The 18,875-nt window shown below is 40.4% G+C and carries 17 protein-coding genes; 8 read left to right on the top strand and 9 right to left on the bottom strand.

Annotation, left to right across the window (positions count from 1 at the left end; genetic code table 11):
- The first annotated feature begins 228 nt into the window (after nucleotides 1–228).
- Together RYM16_RS02370 and RYM16_RS02375 are read left to right on the top strand one after the other, a co-directional pair.
- Nucleotides 229–1,293: an efflux RND transporter periplasmic adaptor subunit gene (locus tag RYM16_RS02370; protein WP_314982061.1), complete on the top strand. Its 1,065-nt coding sequence runs from the start codon at nucleotides 229–231 to the stop codon at nucleotides 1,291–1,293.
- Nucleotides 1,290–4,352 carry an efflux RND transporter permease subunit gene (locus RYM16_RS02375; protein ID WP_314982063.1) on the top strand — a complete coding sequence of 1,021 codons (3,063 nt, stop codon included), beginning with the start codon at nucleotides 1,290–1,292 and terminating at the stop codon, nucleotides 4,350–4,352. Before RYM16_RS02370 ends, RYM16_RS02375 begins: the two co-directional genes overlap by 4 nt.
- Before the next feature lie 247 nt (nucleotides 4,353–4,599).
- Here the strand turns inward: RYM16_RS02375 and RYM16_RS02380 are convergent, their stop codons facing one another.
- The 9 genes from RYM16_RS02380 to dnaA form a co-directional block, all read right to left on the bottom strand.
- Nucleotides 4,600–4,917: a YbjQ family protein gene (locus RYM16_RS02380; protein WP_009351557.1), complete on the bottom strand. Its 318-nt coding sequence runs from the start codon at nucleotides 4,915–4,917 to the stop codon at nucleotides 4,600–4,602.
- 153 nt (nucleotides 4,918–5,070) lie between these two features.
- On the bottom strand, nucleotides 5,071–6,552 hold the full coding sequence (locus tag RYM16_RS02385) for an amino acid permease (protein ID WP_314982065.1): 1,482 nt from the start codon (nucleotides 6,550–6,552) through the stop codon (nucleotides 5,071–5,073).
- 10 nt (nucleotides 6,553–6,562) lie between these two features.
- On the bottom strand, nucleotides 6,563–8,464 hold the full coding sequence (gyrB, locus tag RYM16_RS02390; RefSeq protein ID WP_314982066.1) for a DNA topoisomerase (ATP-hydrolyzing) subunit B: 1,902 nt from the start codon (nucleotides 8,462–8,464) through the stop codon (nucleotides 6,563–6,565).
- A 75-nt stretch (nucleotides 8,465–8,539) separates the two neighbouring features.
- Nucleotides 8,540–8,788, bottom strand: a complete 249-nt coding sequence (locus tag RYM16_RS02395) for a DUF370 domain-containing protein (RefSeq protein ID WP_009351583.1) — start codon at nucleotides 8,786–8,788, stop codon at nucleotides 8,540–8,542.
- Nucleotides 8,789–8,801: 13 nt separating this feature from the next.
- The gene (locus tag RYM16_RS02400) at nucleotides 8,802–9,704 is read right to left on the bottom strand and encodes a DUF721 domain-containing protein (RefSeq protein WP_314982068.1); all 903 of its coding nucleotides are present in this window, start codon (nucleotides 9,702–9,704) and stop codon (nucleotides 8,802–8,804) included.
- Entirely contained in the window at nucleotides 9,691–10,791 is a 1,101-nt protein-coding gene (recF, locus tag RYM16_RS02405) for a DNA replication/repair protein RecF (RefSeq protein WP_314982070.1), read from the bottom strand. Before recF ends, RYM16_RS02400 begins: the two co-directional genes overlap by 14 nt.
- A gap of 3 nt (nucleotides 10,792–10,794) precedes the next feature.
- Nucleotides 10,795–11,028: an RNA-binding S4 domain-containing protein gene (locus RYM16_RS02410; protein ID WP_314982072.1), complete on the bottom strand. Its 234-nt coding sequence runs from the start codon at nucleotides 11,026–11,028 to the stop codon at nucleotides 10,795–10,797.
- A gap of 149 nt (nucleotides 11,029–11,177) precedes the next feature.
- Nucleotides 11,178–12,290 carry a DNA polymerase III subunit beta gene (gene dnaN / locus RYM16_RS02415; RefSeq protein ID WP_004698016.1) on the bottom strand — a complete coding sequence of 371 codons (1,113 nt, stop codon included), beginning with the start codon at nucleotides 12,288–12,290 and terminating at the stop codon, nucleotides 11,178–11,180.
- A 298-nt stretch (nucleotides 12,291–12,588) separates the two neighbouring features.
- Nucleotides 12,589–14,166 carry a chromosomal replication initiator protein DnaA gene (gene dnaA / locus RYM16_RS02420; protein WP_314982074.1) on the bottom strand — a complete coding sequence of 526 codons (1,578 nt, stop codon included), beginning with the start codon at nucleotides 14,164–14,166 and terminating at the stop codon, nucleotides 12,589–12,591.
- A gap of 1,241 nt (nucleotides 14,167–15,407) precedes the next feature.
- Here dnaA and rpmH point away from each other — a divergent pair.
- The 6 genes from rpmH to mnmE form a co-directional block, all read left to right on the top strand.
- On the top strand, nucleotides 15,408–15,542 hold the full coding sequence (gene rpmH, locus RYM16_RS02425; RefSeq protein WP_004692946.1) for a 50S ribosomal protein L34: 135 nt from the start codon (nucleotides 15,408–15,410) through the stop codon (nucleotides 15,540–15,542).
- A 79-nt stretch (nucleotides 15,543–15,621) separates the two neighbouring features.
- Nucleotides 15,622–15,981, top strand: a complete 360-nt coding sequence (gene rnpA / locus RYM16_RS02430) for a ribonuclease P protein component (RefSeq protein ID WP_195186128.1) — start codon at nucleotides 15,622–15,624, stop codon at nucleotides 15,979–15,981.
- A 48-nt stretch (nucleotides 15,982–16,029) separates the two neighbouring features.
- Complete coding sequence (yidD, locus tag RYM16_RS02435; RefSeq protein WP_105098628.1) at nucleotides 16,030–16,251, top strand: membrane protein insertion efficiency factor YidD; 222 nt, start codon at nucleotides 16,030–16,032, stop codon at nucleotides 16,249–16,251.
- A 170-nt stretch (nucleotides 16,252–16,421) separates the two neighbouring features.
- Complete coding sequence (locus tag RYM16_RS02440; protein WP_314982076.1) at nucleotides 16,422–17,090, top strand: YidC/Oxa1 family membrane protein insertase; 669 nt, start codon at nucleotides 16,422–16,424, stop codon at nucleotides 17,088–17,090.
- An 8-nt stretch (nucleotides 17,091–17,098) separates the two neighbouring features.
- Entirely contained in the window at nucleotides 17,099–17,899 is an 801-nt protein-coding gene (jag, locus tag RYM16_RS02445) for an RNA-binding cell elongation regulator Jag/EloR (protein WP_314982077.1), read from the top strand.
- Between the two features lie 178 nt (nucleotides 17,900–18,077).
- Nucleotides 18,078–18,875, top strand: a 798-nt coding sequence (gene mnmE / locus RYM16_RS02450) for a tRNA uridine-5-carboxymethylaminomethyl(34) synthesis GTPase MnmE (protein ID WP_314982079.1), incomplete at its 3' end; no start/stop codon positions are given.

Consider the following 18,875-nt stretch of genomic DNA (forward strand, 5'->3'; position numbering starts at 1 on the left):
CAAATAAGTATATAATTCTTTTATATTCCGCATAAAGGGTAGAATTATATATTTAAATATAGTATTATTAAATTGTATAAAATATATAAGTAGAATAGTATTTCTATTTCCTTATCTTGTGTATGTATTTAGAAATATGCTAACAATAAAAGTCCTATGATGTTTAGTTGTAACGAATATGTTGCAGCTTTCATAGGGCTTATGTGTGGTAGTAAAAGGAGAGATTCTATGAATCCAAGAGTCATAGCAACCATAGGGGCCCTATTAATAGGGACTGCCGTCATAAGTGGTTGTGGATCAGAAAAGCCACCTGAGGATACAAGCCTCAAGGTGCGCACCATCACCATCGGTGAAGAATCAGGCACTACCAGTGCTGGTTATGCAGGCACCATCCACAATAAGACGGAAACTAAACTAGCCTTTCAAATTGGAGGCCGCGTTATCAACAAATTTGTTAATGTTGGTGATGTAGTAGAAGCAGGACAAGTAATTGCTCAAATCAACGGTTCTGATACGGCAGCACAAATGCAAAATGCAGAAGGCGCCGTAAAAGCAGCTCAATCGGCTTACGAATTAGCAGAAACCAATGCTAACAGATACCGCGAACTCTATGCGCAACAAGCAATTAGTAAATTGCAATTAGACCAAGCGGAAAACCAATTGAATGCGACAGCTGCTCAACTACAACAGGCCCAAGCAAGCCTCAATTTGAGTAGCAATCAAAATAGCTATACCAACTTAACGGCTCCAGATACAGGCATTATAACGGCCCTCAATCTTGAATCAGGCCAAGTGGTCGCAGCAGGTCAAAGCATTGGTACCTTAGCGGCTGGTCACGATCCAGAAGCAGTTATCGCTTTACCGGAACAAGAATTGAGTAAAATTCACGTAGGAAGCCCTGCTACTATTACCTTCTGGGCCTTGCCAGATGTAAAGGTCCAAGGCGTTGTACGTGAAATTTCACCAATTCCAGATCCTGTGGCGAGAACGTATACCGTAAAAATCGCCTTACAAAATGCACCTAGTGAAGTACAACTAGGTATGACAGTAAACGTAAATCTAACTACAACAGATACAAGCAATATTACGATTCCATTGACGGCTCTTGTGAAAGACTCGAACGGCAACAATGCGGTCTATATCATCCGCGATAAGAAGGCTCATCTAGTTCCTATCAAAACTGGCGATTTTGGTCAAAACTCAGTTATCGTCACATCTGGCTTAGCTAAAGGCGACATTGTCATCACCGCAGGTACCCAACAGTTACAAGAAGGGACGGCGGTTAGTCAATGAAACAATTTAACTTAGCCGAATGGGCTCTCAAACACAAGTCCATTATCTACTACTTCATGGCTGTGCTTCTCACCTTTGGTATCTTCTCGTACTCCCAAATGGGCCGTATGGAAGACCCAGACTTTACGATGCGCACCATGGTGGTCGGCGTTGCTTGGCCAGGGGCTTCCCCGCAAGAAATGTCGGACCAGGTAACGGACAAACTAGAAGAAAAACTGCGCGACCTACCTGGCGTGGATTATACGAAATCTTTCACAGATGGCAGCAAATCGGTAATTTATATTAATCTGAAAGAAAATTTACCATCTGATAAAATTCGTCCCGCTTGGGAAGAAGCGCGGAATATGATCAACGATGAATGGAAATCACTGCCCCAAGGCGTTCAAGGTCCTACCATCAACGATCGATTCGACGATGTATACGGCATCATTTACGCTATCAGTGGTGATGAATATTCGTACGAAGAAAAGCGGCAACAAGCAGAAGACCTAAATCGTCAGCTTTTATCAGTTCCTAATGTTAAAAAAATCAGCCTCATTGGGGTTCAACAACAAACCCTTAATGTAACGATCAACAAGGATAAGCTAGCATCTTATCAAGTCAGCACGCAACAGCTATTAACGGCTATCAAACAGCAAAGTATGATGGTTCCAGCTGGTATGATTACGACAGATACAAACAATGTATATCTCCGCGTTAATGGCCTATTCGATAGCCCTCAAGCTGTACAAGATATGCCTATCCGCATCAATAATCAAACGTTGCGACTCGGCGACATGGCTGATGTAACTATGACCTATCAAGATCCTAGCAATCCACAGTTCTACTTTGAAGGTAAGCCAGCTATTGGCATTGCCATCTCTATGGATGCAGGGGGCAATAATATCGAATTCGGTGAAGCTATCGATAAAAAACTGGCGGAATTGAAGAAAACTATTCCTGCAGGACTCGAACTCAGTCAAGTATCGAATCAGCCTCATATTGTTAAAGAATCCATTGGCGATTTCTCTCAATCCTTATTTGAAGCTATCGCCATCGTATTGCTCGTAAGCTTTGCATCCCTTGGCTTGCGAACAGGTGTCGTAGTAGCCCTCACCATTCCAGTCGTTGTATCTACGACATTCATCTTGATGTATGAAAACGGTATTTACTTACACAAGGTTAGCCTAGGTGCCCTCATTTTGGCACTGGGCCTACTCGTAGACGACGCCATCATCGTTGTAGAAATGATGAGCGTTAAACTCGAAGAAGGTTGGGGACACTTTAAAGCGGCCACCTTTGCTTACCAATCTACGGCGTTCCCTATGCTATCCGGTACGCTCATTACCTGTGCAGGCTTCTTGCCATTAGCACTAGCAGAAGGGATGGTAGCAGAATTTACAAAATCTCTATCCATCGTTGTATTTATGGCTCTCATCCTATCCTGGTTTGCTTCTGTTCTCGTCAGCCCTGTTCTCGGTTATAAAATCATCGAAAACAAAGAACCAAAACCTGAATCAGAATGGACTAAACGAGACCATATCATGCACAAGCTAAACGTGACCTTCTATGAAAAGTTTGAAAAGCTTTTACATTGGGCACTAGGTCACCATAAAGTAGTATTACTAGCTACTTTAGTCATATTCGTACTATCTCTACTTTCACTACCATTGATCAAACAGGAATTCTTCCCATCATCAACGCGTAATGAAATTATCGTGTCCATGCAGTTCCCTCAAAGCTCATCCATTGAGTACACCGCTAACCAAGCAAAGATCATCGATGAACATTTACAAGGGGACGAACGCATTGCAACGTTCTCATCCAATATTGGACAAGGTTCTCCTCGTTTTGTCCTCACCTTGGAACCTGAATTGCAACGAAACAATTTCTTACAATATGTAATCGTTACAAAATCCTTAGAGGACCGAGATAACCTATATAATGAATTAACGTCTTACTTAAATACAGAATTCCCATCAGCTCTTGTAAATGCTCAGTTTGTACAAATCGGTCCTCCATCTAAGTATCCTGTTATGCTCCGTGTAGCAGGTCCTGATCAAAAGGTGGTAAAAGACATTGCAAACCAAGTAAAAGCCAAAATGCAAGACGATAAGGATTTAAAGAATATTGCCTTTGACTGGCCAGATACAGAACCAGTAGCCAATATTCACATCGATCCAAACAAGGCACGCCTACTAGGTATCGATAGCTACGCTGTATCCTTGCACTTACAAAGTCTATTATCTGGTACAAAATCTGGTGAATATTACGAAGGCAATCAAACTATACCTGTTACCTTCCGTTTAGGCGGCAACGAACAGCACAATTTAAGTGCCCTTTCGTCCTTACCGATTCAAACAGGCAACGGTTCCTACGTACCACTTAACCAAATTGCTACCATTACCATGACGCAAGAGGATGGTATTATTTGGCACCGTAACATGATGCCTACCATCAGTGTGTATGCTAATGTAAAACCTGGCGTTTTAGGCAATGCGAAAACGAAAGAGGTTTATAAATCCTTGCAAGACATTCGCGATTCCTTGTCTACAGGCTATACCATTGAGCTAGACGGTGCTGCTGAAAAGAGCGTAACAGCGGTTCAAAGATTATTAAAACCAATGCCGATTATGCTCTTTGTGATAATGACAATCCTCATGTTCCAATTGAAGCGTATCGCCCTCATGATAATGGCTTTACTCACAGCCCCACTAGGCCTCATCGGTGTTGTATTAGCACTGAATATTACGAGAACGCCGTTAGGTTTTATGGCCATACTAGGTATCATCGCCCTATCGGGTATGATCATTCGTAACTCCATTATCTTGTTAGACCAAATCGAAATCCACAAGGCAGAAGGCCAAAAACCTCGTGAAGCGATTATCAACTCCGCTACACTTCGTTTCCGCCCAATCATGCTCACCGCTCTCGCAGCAATTTTAGGCATGATTCCTCTCATGGGATCTGTATTCTGGAGCCCACTAGCTATCGCCTTTAGCGGCGGCCTACTCGTTGCAACAGTACTAACACTTATCGTACTGCCAGTCATGTACGCAAGCTGGTATAAGATAAAATAATTACAAATATACCTAAATTTGTAAAATCTAATATGTACTAGGAACTTTATTTCCTTAGTAAAAATCCCCTAATCTTTGTAAAAGCTATATCGCTTTATACATTGATTAGGGGATTTAATTATAAATAAGTAACATAAAAAACAGCAGGACTAAAGCCTGCTGTTTTTTAGTCACAAGAATACATTGCAACTTACTTATTTCCCTTAGGATTATATTAACAGTTATATCTAACGTAGTCTACCATCTATTAAACTACTACAGCTGTACCATTGCATGTAATCATGAGCATGCCGTTTTGTGCACCTACGGTGCTATATTGGAAGGATACACCAATAATAGCATTAGCACCCAATTTAGAAGCCCGTTGAGACATTTCATCGAGAGCTGCTTGGCGGGCACTCATCAAAGAATCTTCATAGCTGCCACTACGGCCACCAACGATGTCACGAATACCAGACATGAAGTCTTTAACAAAGTTACGACCTTCTACTACTTCACCAAATACAATACCTTTGTATTCTTGTACAGGTTTGTTTTCAATATGAAAAGTTGTTGTAATAATCATAATTCTCTCCTCATTATTAAAAAATTATTATCATATATATCATACAGTAAAAATAATATAAATACAAAAAATCCTACTTAATCTACTTTCACAAGAAAGCTCATTAAGTAGGATTTTATTATAGTATTGATTAACTATTGATTAAATCAATCATTATCTATCAAAGTCGCGGTCTAGGTTAACTTCTTTCAACGGCACAAGTTTAGTTTTGTTGATGTATTTGTAACCTAAGTATACGGCGAAGAAGATTGGCAAGCCAATGTACGCAACGGATACGCCGTACCAGTCGATTGTATCGCCTGTGAAAGCAGAGTAGTTTTGACCAGCAATGATGATGACGCAAAGAATGAACGCCAAGATTGGGCCAATTGGGAACAACCATGCTTTGTAAGGCAATTCACTAAGATCTCTACCTTGTGCAATGAAAGCACGGCGGAAACGATAGTGAGACACCGCAATACCAACCCATGCGATGAACCCGCAAAGACCGGAAATATTAACAATCCAAGTATATGCAGTACCTTCGCCAATGAAGCTTGTAAGGAATGCAAATAAACCGATTGCTGTCGTTAAGATTAACGCTGGCACTGGAACGCCGCGGCTGTTAAGCTTAGCGAAGATTTGAGGTGCTTGACCTTCTTTAGCGAGTGCGTAGAGCATACGCGTAGAAGAATATAGACCAGAGTTACCAGCACTAAGTACTGCCGTTAAGATGATAGCATTGATGAAGTTAGCAGCAAAGGCAAAACCAAAGCGGTCAAATACGAGTGTAAATGGAGAAATAGATACGTTCTCTACACTAGAATTCAATAGATTTGGATCAGTGTATGGAATCAAGAAACCGATAACTGTGAAAGCACCGATATAGAACAATAAAATACGCCAGAAGATTGTATTAATCGCTTTTGGCACATTCTTTTCAGGGTCTTCGGCTTCACCAGCAGCTACGCCGATAAGCTCAGTACCTTGGAAGGAGAAACCAGCTACCATGAAGATAGCGAGGATAGATTCCCAGCCACCTACGAAAGGTGCTTCCCCTATTGTCCAGTTCGTAAAGCCTGGAGATGTATCACCAATGCCAAAGATGAGCATGGATCCACAGAATAGGAATACGAATACAGTAATAACCTTGATGCTAGAGAACACATATTCACTTTCACCAAAGGAACGTGTGGATAAATAGTTCAAGCCGAATAAAATAAGCAAGAACAGAGCAGACCATACGATGGCAGGCACATCAGGGAACCAATATTTCATGATGAGCGCCCCTGCTAATACTTCAGCAGCCAAGGTAATAGCCCAGTTAAACCAGTAATTCCAACCTAAAGCAAAACCAAAGGCAGGGTCTACATAGCGTTTTGCATAGGTCCCGAAGGAACCAGGAATCGGCAAGTACGTAGCCATTTCCCCAAGAGAAGTCATGAGGAAGTACACCATGATACCAATGAGGCCATAAGCTACGAGCGCACCACCAGGGCCTGCAGTACTTACTACTTCACCACCGGCAACGAACAAGCCAGTACCGATAGCACCACCAAGAGCGATCATATTCATATGACGCGCTTTCAGGGTACGTTTTAGATGTTGATCTTTGTTAGACGTAAACTCTACGTTATTATTTTGATTATCAGCCATGGTACACCTCTTACAAATCTAGATTACGCACGTATTTTGCGTTATCTTCAATAAATTTACGACGAGGTTCTACCTTATCGCCCATGAGAACGGTAAAGATTTTGTCAGCTTCGATAGAATCTTCCAAGCTAACTTGTAAAATCGTACGATTTTCAGGGTTCATAGTAGTTTCCCATAATTGTTCAGGGTTCATTTCACCTAAACCTTTGTAACGTTGGATAGTGATACCATCACGGCCTACTTCATCAAGCTTAGCAGTTAATTCCGCATCAGAGTATACATACCAATGGGACTTGCCCTTCTTGATTTGATACAACGGTGGTTGAGCAATGTAAATATGGCCTTCTTCCACCAATGGTTTCATATAGCGGTAGAAGAATGTTAATAACAAGGTACGGATATGAGCACCGTCAACGTCCGCATCTGTCATGATGATGATCTTGTTATAACGGGACTTAGTAATATCGAATTCTTCCCCAATACCAGTACCGAAAGCGGTAATCATGGAGCGAATTTCATTATTAGCTAAAATCTTATCAAGGCGTGCTTTTTCTACGTTAAGGATCTTACCACGCAACGGCAAAATCGCTTGGTAACGACGGTCACGACCTTGTTTTGCAGAACCGCCCGCAGAATCACCTTCGACTAGATAAATTTCAGTCATAGATGTATCTTTTTCGGAGCAATCTGCCAATTTACCAGGAAGGCTAGATACTTCTAAAGCATTTTTACGGCGAGTTAAGTCGCGGGCTTTACGAGCTGCCTCACGAGCACGGCTTGCCATTGTTGCTTTTTCGATGATTTTCTTCGCATCTTGCGGATGTTCTTCGAAGAATGTTCTAAGACCTTCAGATACGATAACATCTGTAATACCTTTAACTTCGCTATTGCCAAGTTTAGTTTTTGTTTGGCCTTCAAACTGAGGTTCCAATACTTTTACAGAAACAACAGCTGTCAAACCTTCACGTACGTCTTCACCAGAAAGGTTGGACTCATTTTCCTTAATCAAGCCAGATTTACGGCCATAATCATTGAGGGTACGAGTCAAAGCAGCACGGAAACCAGATAGATGTGTACCACCGTCAATAGTGTTGATGTTATTTACGAAGGACAACAAGTTTTCGCTGTAACTATCGTTATATTGCAAAGCTACATCTACTACTACATCATCTTTTGTATTTTCGATGTTAATAACAGTTGGATTAACAACTTCTTTATTTTCGTTCAAGAATGTGATGAAAGAACTCAAACCACCTTCGTAGTGGAAGCTTTCAACACGAGGTTCCTCTTGGCGCAAATCGCTCAATGTAATGCGAAGTCCTTTGTTAAGGAATGCCAATTCTTGTAAACGCATTTTCAATGTATCAAAGCTGAATACTGTAGTTTCAAAAATCTCAGCATCTGGCTTGAAGATAACAGTAGTACCAGTACCTTCTGCTTTACCAATTTCGTGCAACTCGGAAGTCTTGTGACCACGAGCAAAAGAAATTTCTTGAACGATACCATTTTGAGCTACTTGAACCTTAGTCCATTCACTCAATGCATTTACTACGGAAATACCTACGCCGTGAAGACCACCAGACACCTTGTAGCCGCCACCGCCGAATTTACCACCGGCATGTAATTTAGTTAATACTAACTCTACCGCAGACATACCAGATTCATGCATCCCTGTTGGGATACCACGGCCATCATCCACAACAGTAATACTGTTATCTGGATTGATGGACACTTCGATGTGTGTAGCGTAACCAGCAAGCGCTTCGTCTACAGAGTTATCTACAACTTCGTATACGAGGTGATGCAAACCGCGGGCAGACGTACTACCAATGTACATCCCCGGGCGTTTACGCACCGCGTCGAGACCCTCAAGAACCTGAATATTCTGAGCGCCATAATTTTGTTCAGGCATGAAACAAACTCCTCCTAACAATCTATCTCACTGTACATACTAGAATTTGTATGACAACACATGTACAGATTAAACTTATCTCTTTATTATACTATAAAATTCATCAATTCGCCTCATTAAAGTCTTAATACTAATACCAGATCCATAAATGCAATCATCAGTGACCACATAGGTCTTGATTTGCTCCTCTGGCACCATGGCGATATACTCTAAGCTTTCATAGTGATGAATAGGACTTTTATGGGACTTTCCGCCCTTGGCGTGCACCATGGTAATGATGGATTCAATCGGTACGGAAACGGTATCCCCAATATGAACGTACATAGGAATGCCTCCTCTACTTTTCTAATGTCCCATTTAATGAATCAATTTTTCGCTGTTCCTCTTCAGCAAGGAACTTTGATCGATATTTGTTGCACAAATTAATAACGTGCTGATCCGTCAACTCATCAGGCTTCTTATGAGTGATGAGCATAGCCACCATATACATGTGACGACGATTGATGGACCCTTTATAAATTTTATCTAAGTAAAAGTATATAGATTCCCGCATAGCTTCTGCAAAGTCTGGGAAGGTACACTGTATAAATTGCTGACAGTCACTGTATTTAAAGTACGGATACTTTCTAATGACCGCCTTAATGTCCTTAATATGAGCGCGATGCAATTCGTATTCGCAAGTGGGACAGATTTCTTTTTTCGATTCCATGTGCATGCCACATCGCTTACAACGATGATAGCCATGCTGCTCTAAATAGATTTCCCGCTTTCGAGCCATAATTTGTACTTTTCTGAAAGCAGCCTTTAATTCTTCGTTATTTGTCTTCTCTAACGATTTATCGATGGCGTCTACGTCTTCTTTTGAAAGCACGATGTCTGCAAAATTAATCTTTTTAGATTCCCCTATTTTGTCAGGAAGAGATATAGACGTATTGTTCTCTGCTTTCACATAGCTCTGACGTTTCATAATAAAGCGAATATCGGTGATGACCTCTTGGCGGTAATACTTGTTAATCGCCTCTATGATACGCCGTTTTTGCATCTGTAGTTCCTGCATCCACATGGAATTATCTGCGCTAATCACCATATCTGGAGGCTTGATAGACACAATTTTCGTATGGTCTGCAATGACATCGCCCACTACATGACGCCACTTGTGAACAAGGGTATTTAATTTATATTGTTCTAGTAAATTCAGTTCTGCTAAGGCCTTTGGTAAACAAAGATCAAGGCTGTCCATACTGAACCTTACCCCCTTCACAAGAAATAAATTGAACCGATTTCAAATCTTTAAAATCGTGAATATCTGTAGTAGTAATAAATGTTTGAATGCGTTTATGAATAAACTGCAATAAATTCGCTCGTCTCGACTCATCAAGTTCGCTCAATACATCATCTAGTAGCAGAACTGGATATTCCCCAACCTCGGACTTGATAAACTCAAGCTCACTCAACTTTAAGGACAATACAGCCGTTCGTTGCTGCCCTTGTGATCCAAATTTCTTTAAATCCATCGCATCGGAAAAGAATCGTAAATCATCGCGATGAGGACCTACGCTGGTGGTCATCCGATGACGATCCTGGGGCAACGCTGCTTTAATGCGCTCGTAAAAGCCTTCCTTTGTATATTCTAAGGATCCGTTGTCCATATAAGGCTGTTCATAACCGATGGTTAAATTCTCAAGGCCATCCGTCAATTTACGATTCATCAAATCGATAAGAAGGTTAATTTTCTTTAAGCTTTCTAACCGTTTCTTTACGATAAAGCTCGCCATATCAGCTAGCTGTAAATCCCATTCTTCAAGAGGAATGTTTTGCTTTCCTCTATATTCCTTGAGGACTGCATTTCGTTGCTGTAATAACCGATTATACTGCATCAACTGATGATAATAAGTAGCGCTAGTCTGAGAGATTTCCATATCGAGAAAACGTCTACGCCCCGATGGAGTACCCTTGATGAGCTGTAAATCTTCAGGACAGAAGATAACTGTATTTAATGTACCAATCAATTCTTTTTGAGATATTTTAGTGTCGTTTAAACGAATATCCTTAGGACCTTGGCGAAATAACTTAATATTTACCTTTTGAGGTGTATCCTTTTTCTCGAACTTAACGACAATGCCTGCTTCCTCAGCATTGAACATGAGCATATCCGATGTATCGTTTGTACGATGGCTTTTACCAATGGTACCCACATAGATGGATTCGAGGATATTCGTCTTACCAGCCCCATTGGTGCCGTGTAAAACGATAATCTCCGGATTAAACTGAATCTGTACATCCTTGTAATTACGAAACTGGAATAATTGCAGTGAGTCAATTCTCACCGATTATGCCTCCTCTTGAGTAATCACGAGATCTACATCGAGACCTTCGCAAGAAATCACGTCCCCAACGCGACACTTCTTGCGCTTTTCTGTCACAACTTGACCATTCAAAGTAAGAATGCCTTCATCGATAAAGGATTTAATTTGACCACCTGTTTCGATAATGCCTTCTAACTTCAACAACTGATCAATTTGAATGTACTTCGTATGAATGGGTACCTGCTGTTGCTCTTTCATAACGTCCTCCTATAGTGGACAATTTATAACTATATGGGAATTAGGTAACGATGACTTTTAATCATCATTACCTAATAAAAATATGTATATTAATTCAGTAAAATATACAATGCAGTAATATTTTTCTCAAAATATAACTGTATTTAAGATCACGCATTCGTACGAACTGGTGTTACTACGTATGTATAGTTCGGATTATTGTCTTGGCGAATGACAACTGGACCATTTTGTTTTAAGAACAAGTGGATGTTATCGCCTGTGCTGTGGCGCAAGATGTCGGAGATGTAGCGACCGTTGAAGGAGATTGTGAAAGGTGTACCTTTAAATTCAACAGCTACGTCTTCTTTGGCCATACCGATTTCAGTATTTTGAGTAGACAATGTTACATTGCTTTCAGACCAATCATAACGAATTACGTTATAGCTGATATCTTTAGCTAATAAGGATACGCGGTCAACAGCACCAGCGAATTCGCGGCGATCGATAACAGCGCTAGAGTCGAATTGGGAAGGAATTACCTTTTCATATTCAGGATATGTGCCTTCGATCAAACGAGAAATAATATAAATAGATTCAAAGTTGAACACGATTTGTGTGCGGTTCCAGATGATGTTGATCATGGCTGGATTATCTGTTGGTAATAAACGAGATACTTCAGCCAACGTTTTTGTAGGAATGATAGCACGCATTGGCGTAGTTGCTGGTTCATCGATAGTGATTTTCTTAACAGCCATGCGATGTGTATCAGTAGCAACCATTGTGACTTCGTTTTCTTTAATTTCAAGAAGAGCACCAGTAAATACAGGACGATCTTCGTCTGTTGCAGCTGCGTAGTTTGTTAAATCGATGAGTTCTTTCATAGCAAAGCTATCGATATTTACATGATCTTGGTCGTGAATTTGTTCAACCAAAGAGAAATCATCTGGATGTAATGTAACGAGGTTAAATTCAGAAGATCCAGATGTGATTGTTAAAGAATTTCCGTCCTCTGGTTTGTAAAGTTCGATTGTATCGCCAGGTAATTTGCGAATTAATTCTTGGAAATAGCGAGAACCTACTACTAATGTGCCAGGTTCTTTGATGTCGCCATCGATGGTTAAACGAATACCGAGCTCAAAATCGTTACCTTGTAACTCTACTTGACCATTTTTTGTTGTCATGTAGATAGCACCTGGTAAGTTGGAACTTGTTTTATTTTGAGATACCTTTTGCAATACGTTGATTGCTTTTTGGAGATTTGCTTTTGGGAATGTAATATGCATTTATAACTCCTTTATGATTTGTATGTTTGTTTGTAATATTCTATGTTTGCTACCGTAGATGCTCTATAGATATTCTGCGATAGATCTGTTTCTACTGGTTTTTTGATTGTTTGTTAGTTTTAGTAGTAGTAATAGTAGGGGCCTGTTCATATGTGTAAAAGTGAATTGGGGCCACTAGCTGTGTGATTTTTGGGGTGTGTATAACTATGTTGATAGTTTGTATCTACTTATCCACATACTCACAGGTAAGTGCGAGTTTTTGGATATCCACAAAGTTATACACCATCTATCCACAGAGTTATCCACAGGTTGTTAATTTCTGTTTAATTTCTGCTACTATGCGTTTTGTTTCTTCGTTTTTTTCAATTTCCTTCGTGATTTTATCGTACGCATGGAGAATTGTCGTATGGTCACGAGAGAAGGCAGCTGCGATTTGCGGATAACTTTCGTTGATCATGTCGCGGCATAAATACATGGCAATTTGCCGTGGGAATGCGAATTGAGCTTTTCTCTTCTTGCCGAGCAAGTCTTGCTTTTTAATATTGAAATAAGAACTTACAAAATTCTGGATACTTTCAATATTAACCATGTTCACCTCTTCTGTGTGAACGAGGCCAGCCAAGGCTTGTTTTGTATATTCTAGGTCGATAGATTCAAGACGTTGATCGATGGATGCGGTGCCGATTAATTTGGTGAAAGCACCTTGCAACACGCGGACGTTTTCGCTAAATTGTAATGCCACGTAGTTGATGGAGTCGTTATCGATGCGGATAACGCGATTTTTCTTATATTCTCGTTCTAGCAAAGATCTAAAGATGGCAATGCGCGTTTCTAAATCTGGATTTTCCATAGTGGCAATGTAGCCAGCTTGGAAACGAGAACGGAGACGATCTTCGAATTGCTCCATATCGTTTGGCATCGTATCAGAGGTGAGGACAATTTGCTTGTTGTTATTTAATAATTCATTGAACGTATTAAATAGCTCAGTTTTCGTACTTTCACGACTTTCAAGGAACTGAATATCGTCGATCATGAGCACGTCTATGTTGCGGAACGTATTGCGGAATAATTTACCTTGGTTACGTTGCAATGTTTCAACGAAGATGTTCATAAAGTTTTCGCTCGTAATGGACATAACCTTCATATGTGGATGATGTTCCTTGATAGCGTTGCCAATAGCGTGCATTAAGTGCGTTTTACCGAGGCCTGACGGGCCGTAGATAAAGAGCGGATTATAGTCGCCTCCTGGGAATTCAGCTACATTTTGAGCAGCCCCAAAAGGAATGCGGTTGGCGTTACCTGTAACGTAGTTATCGAAACGATACGCTGGATTAAGGTTAGATAAGGATAAATCCACAGGCACATTATCAGACTGTAATGTAGGTGTTGTAGTTTCAACCGTTTTACTAGGCGCTACCATTGGCTCATCTGGAATATTCACAGGAGCTGGTGTGCGGTCGATATAGACAGGTTCCTGATACACCGGTGTGTAGAACTCATCTTGTTGAGCTTTTTCCTCTACCACAGGTGGTAACGGCATCGGTGGAGCCACTACAGGAGCATCATCAATGAGACTTTCATCAACAAAGGTAGTATCTATACTCTCTTGATTGAAATCAAATAACACCATATCCCGATGGGAACCGATAACCGTAGTAATAGCATCCTGCAAAGCCTTGCTGATCTGCGGCTGCTGATCGATTAAGTTTTTAACAAATGTTTGCATGACCCCAATATGGATCGAATGACTGTCGAGAGACATGGGAATCAACGATGACGTAACGCGCAAGTACAATGCGTCAGGCAAATGTTGCATGTTCTTTTTCGCCTCTTGCAATATATGTTCCCATATATTATTCAAATCAAATGATTGCATGACGTGCCTCTTGTGTATAACTATTACGATAAATGTGTATAACTTTAGGAATAATGTGTATAACTATTGTAAAAGCTGTGGAAAACCATATTATTCCTGTGAATAACCTGTGCACAACCTGTGAATAAGTGAAAATAAAATTCTCTTTTAACCAGATAATAACTGACTTTATAGATCACACAGGTCAAAAGAGAAAAAATGTGGATAACCTTAAAAGTTATCCATCAAAAACTTATAAAAATATATACTTTTTTCTAATTTCAAGTATGATTGTACCAAAAAATAAGTAATTTGTCATTCAATCTGTGGATAACTTTTATAAACTGTTTATAATGTATATTTTAAATTTCTTTGGGTATATCTATTACTTTTGGGATAGGAAGTGAAACTACTTTTATCGCTCCATACGACGCGTAAGTCACTCAAAAAGTAGTTTCACTTCCCCTCCTCCAACCAGATAATTTTATAATTTCTATACACACAAATGGAAAAGTAATAGATATACCTTTTAGCAATCTACATTAGACCTGTTTATAAAACGTTATCTGCACAACTTAAATGAAAATTGGGGAGAGAAGTCAGAGGAAATTAACAGCATCTACTTGCCCTCTTTCCACAACTAGAGATCAAAACATCAATTTCTCCCTTTCCCTTCAAGAGGTTAAAAGGTAAGATTTGTTAAATCTTAGATCTGTATTCTGAAAGACTTTTTAGATTTGCTATAAAACTGATACTACTTTTTATACTGGCGGTAGGTGTTATAGTAGTCATTAGAATGTGTTGGGAGTAGGAATAGATGTGTATTTTTGACCGACTTACGTGTCGTATGGAGGGAGAAAACCACATCTATTCCTCCCCCTCTTTTCAACTAGAGATTAAAACATAAATTTGTCCAAATATAAAAAGATTAGAATGTGAGTTCTTGTGTTGTAGATTATTGATGTTACGTTTACATCGTGTAGTGGTGTATAAGGTGACATTAGGGTTTACTCAGGGAGGGAATATAGGGTCCTTTTGAGCGACTTTACGCGTCGTATGGAGCGATGAAGGAGCCCTATATTCCTCCCCCTGGAAACGTAACATCAATTATTGGATGAAATGTGTGATAGAATTATTATAGAAATACAAGAACTCACAAGCAGAATGCCTTTATTATATTGACAAATTTACGTTTTAACTCTATAATTACCCTGTTATGGTATAAGTAAAACAATACAAAATGACGAGGAGGTGTTTTACTAATGAAACGTACTTACCAACCAAATACTCTTTGGAGAAAACGTACCCATGGTTTCCGTGAACGCATGAAAACTATCGGTGGCCGTCTCGTTTTAAAAAGAAGACGTGCAAAAGGCAGAAAACGCTTATCTGCATAATATAATAGCTGTTAGGCAGGAGAAAAAACTTGGCGCTGCTGCCAAGTTTTTCTATTCTTAGGACTTAAGGACAATGCATATGAATTTTTGCCTCGATAAAGCAAGACGACTGACGCACAATAATGAATATCGCCTTGTGTATAAGCACGGTAAATACGAAGTAGGCCGTATGTGTGTACTCTATCGTATGCCCGTGGCGAAGCAATCTACGCGCATTGGTTTTGTAACAGGCAAAAAGGTTGGTTGTGCAGTGGAGCGCAACCGAGCTAGACGCCTTATGAAAGAGGTATATCGTCTCAATCAACATTCCATTCGCGAAGGATATCATATCGTAATTGTTGGACGTGGCCCTCTGAAAAACGCTACCTACGAAAAAGCGGAAAAGGAGATTTTGTATCTCTTGCGAAAAAGCAAATTATTGGTACAAAATGATAAATAGGACCACAAGTTAGAGGCTTTGGTCCTTTTTGTGTATATGGAGATTTCTATGAAACGCTATATAACAATGCTTTTACGACTTTTAATTAGGTTCTATCAGCTTGCCATATCTCCCTTAAAACCTGGATGTTGCCGTTATTATCCGACATGTTCCACATATACTCTGCAGGCCATCGAAAAATATGGTCCTTTGAAAGGTAGCTGGATGGGTTTAAAACGTATTCTTCGCTGTCATCCTTTCCATAAGGGTGGCTACGATCCAGTACCATAATCTATTTTGGATTAGGCTGGTTTTGAGTTTTGTGAAAGCAACTTTCACAAAAAACATCTAGCACAGTTTTGGAAATACCTGAGCATCTGTATGGATGAAATTTAGACCATACCATAACGATATATAGATGCGCAAAGGACGATTTCGGACTGTAAGAAAAAGGAGAAACAATGGAATTCTTAAGTAGTATATTCCACCCTATCGTTGAATTGATGACTACATTGGTAACCTATGCGTTCCAATTAACTCAAATGGTAGGCTATCCAAGCTACGGTGTAGCTATTATCCTTTTAACAATCTTCATTAAAGCGATTTTAGCACCACTTACTGTTAAACAAATTAAATCCATGAAGGCTATGCAAGAGTTACAGCCTCGCATGCAAGAATTGCAGAACAAATACAAAAACGATCCTGCAAGATTGCAAGCGGAAATGGGTGCATTGTACAAAGAAATGGGCGTTAACCCACTAGCTGGCTGCTTGCCTCTATTGGTGCAAATGCCATTCTTGATCGCTATCTTCTACGCTTTACAAGGCTATCCATACGATCAAAACTATGTACAATTCTTATGGCTCCCTAGCCTTGGCGAACCAGATCCAATGTACATTTTGCCAGTATTGAGTGCGGCGTCCACTTGGATTATGTCTAAACAAACTGGTAGCGGTGCAACTGGTGCTGCTGCGCAACAACAAAAGATTATGACAATCTTTATGCCTCTATTCATTGGTTACATCTCCCTTAACTTCCCTTCTGGCTTAGTTATTTACTGGATCGTATCCAATGTGTTCCAATTTGTGCAACAACATTTCATTTACAAAGGCTTAGAAGCTAAAAAATAGGAGACACTATGGAATTTATCGATGTATCTGCTAAAACCATTGAAGATGCCATTGCCAAAGGTGTAGCTCAATTGGCTGAAGATGGCCAAGAGTTGGTTGAAACTAAGGTCTTAGAACAACCTTCTAATGGCTTCTTGGGCATTGGTCGTAAACCAGCAGTTGTTCGCTTATTCTTCACAGCTATGGCAAAAACTGCAACTGTTGAAGAAGTAGTTCAAGCAGAAGAACAATCTGTAGCTGTTGCTTCCCAGCCGGTTGCAACAACTGAAATAGAAGTGCAAGAAACAGCAGCTGTGGAAACTTTTGATGAAGAAGTAGAAGAAAAACCTTCTAAAAAGGAACTTTCAAAAGAAGACCAACAAGAGATTGCTGAAAAAGGTAAACAATTCCTCGATGATATGTTTACTCAAATGGGCCTCAAAGTAGTTATCGAAAAAATGATGACGAAAGATAAAATTACATTCCAAGTACACGGCGAAGAGCTAGGTATTTTGATTGGCAAACATGGTCAAACATTGGATGCCATCCAATACTTAACTAATCTCGTGGCTCACAAGGATGTATCTGGCCACTGCCACATCGTGGTGGATGTGGAAAACTATCGTTCTCGCCGAGAAGAAACATTGGTGAATCTCGCGAAACGCTTGGCTTCTAAGGTAAAACGCAACCGTCAAAAGGTTTCCTTAGAACCGATGAATGCTTTTGAACGTAAAATCATTCACACTGCCCTTCAAGGGGACAAACACATTGTAACAAACAGCGAAGGGGACGAACCGTTCCGTCACGTTGTGATTTCTTACAAAAAATAAAATATAGTGGTGCAGCTTTTGAGTAACTGGGTTTTTCAGTTACTTGGGGGCTGCTCCCTTTATTCTTTAGGTTATGGTGAAAGCTAACCTAAGTTAATCTTCGCGCGGGTAAGATTAGTTTAGTTTAACTTTCACAGGCGAAGAAAATATAAAAGTTAATCGAAATACGGAGATTTTTATGTATATAGATGATACAATAGCGGCCATTGCGACGCCGCCCGGTATCGGCGGGGTTGGTATTATTCGGGTCAGCGGCAAGGATAGTTTTCCTATTGTAAATAGCCTGTTCAAGAGCGCTGGTACCGTTCCTTTGATGGACCGCCAAAATAGAACGATACAATATGGGACCATTGTGGACCCTACAACGAACAAGACCATCGACGAGGTTCTTGTGTTATTAATGAAAGGCCCTCATTCCTACACGGCAGAGGATGTAGTGGAAATTCAGTGTCACGGCGGCATTGTGCCGGATCGACAAATTCTGAAATTGCTCTTAAACCACGATGTGCGCATGGCCGAAGCCGGTGAATTTACGAAGCGTGCCTTTATGAACGGACGCATCGACCTCACTCAAGCAGAGGCGATCATTGATATTATTGAAGCAAAAACGGAGGACTCCCTCTCCCTCGCTGTATCCCAGCTAGATGGCACCGTTTCGTCCTTTGTAAAAGATGTGCGTGAACAGCTCATCGCTATGATTGCTCATTTAGAGGTAACCATCGACTATCCTGAAGAGGATATTGAGGATGTAACGAGCCAAGAGGTTCGTGAGCAACTAGAGCCTATTTTGAAAGCTATGGATGATCTCTTGTCCACAGCGAATACAGGCCGCCTCATTCGGGATGGTATTACAACGGTTATCGTAGGCCGTCCAAATGCAGGTAAATCGAGCTTAATGAATGCTCTCTTGCGTGAAAACCGCGCTATCGTAACAGATATTCCTGGTACGACGCGAGATAGCATTGAAGTATATATG

This window comes from uncultured Veillonella sp., from assembly GCF_963524655.1.
Taxonomy (GTDB): Bacteria; Bacillota; Negativicutes; order Veillonellales; family Veillonellaceae; genus Veillonella.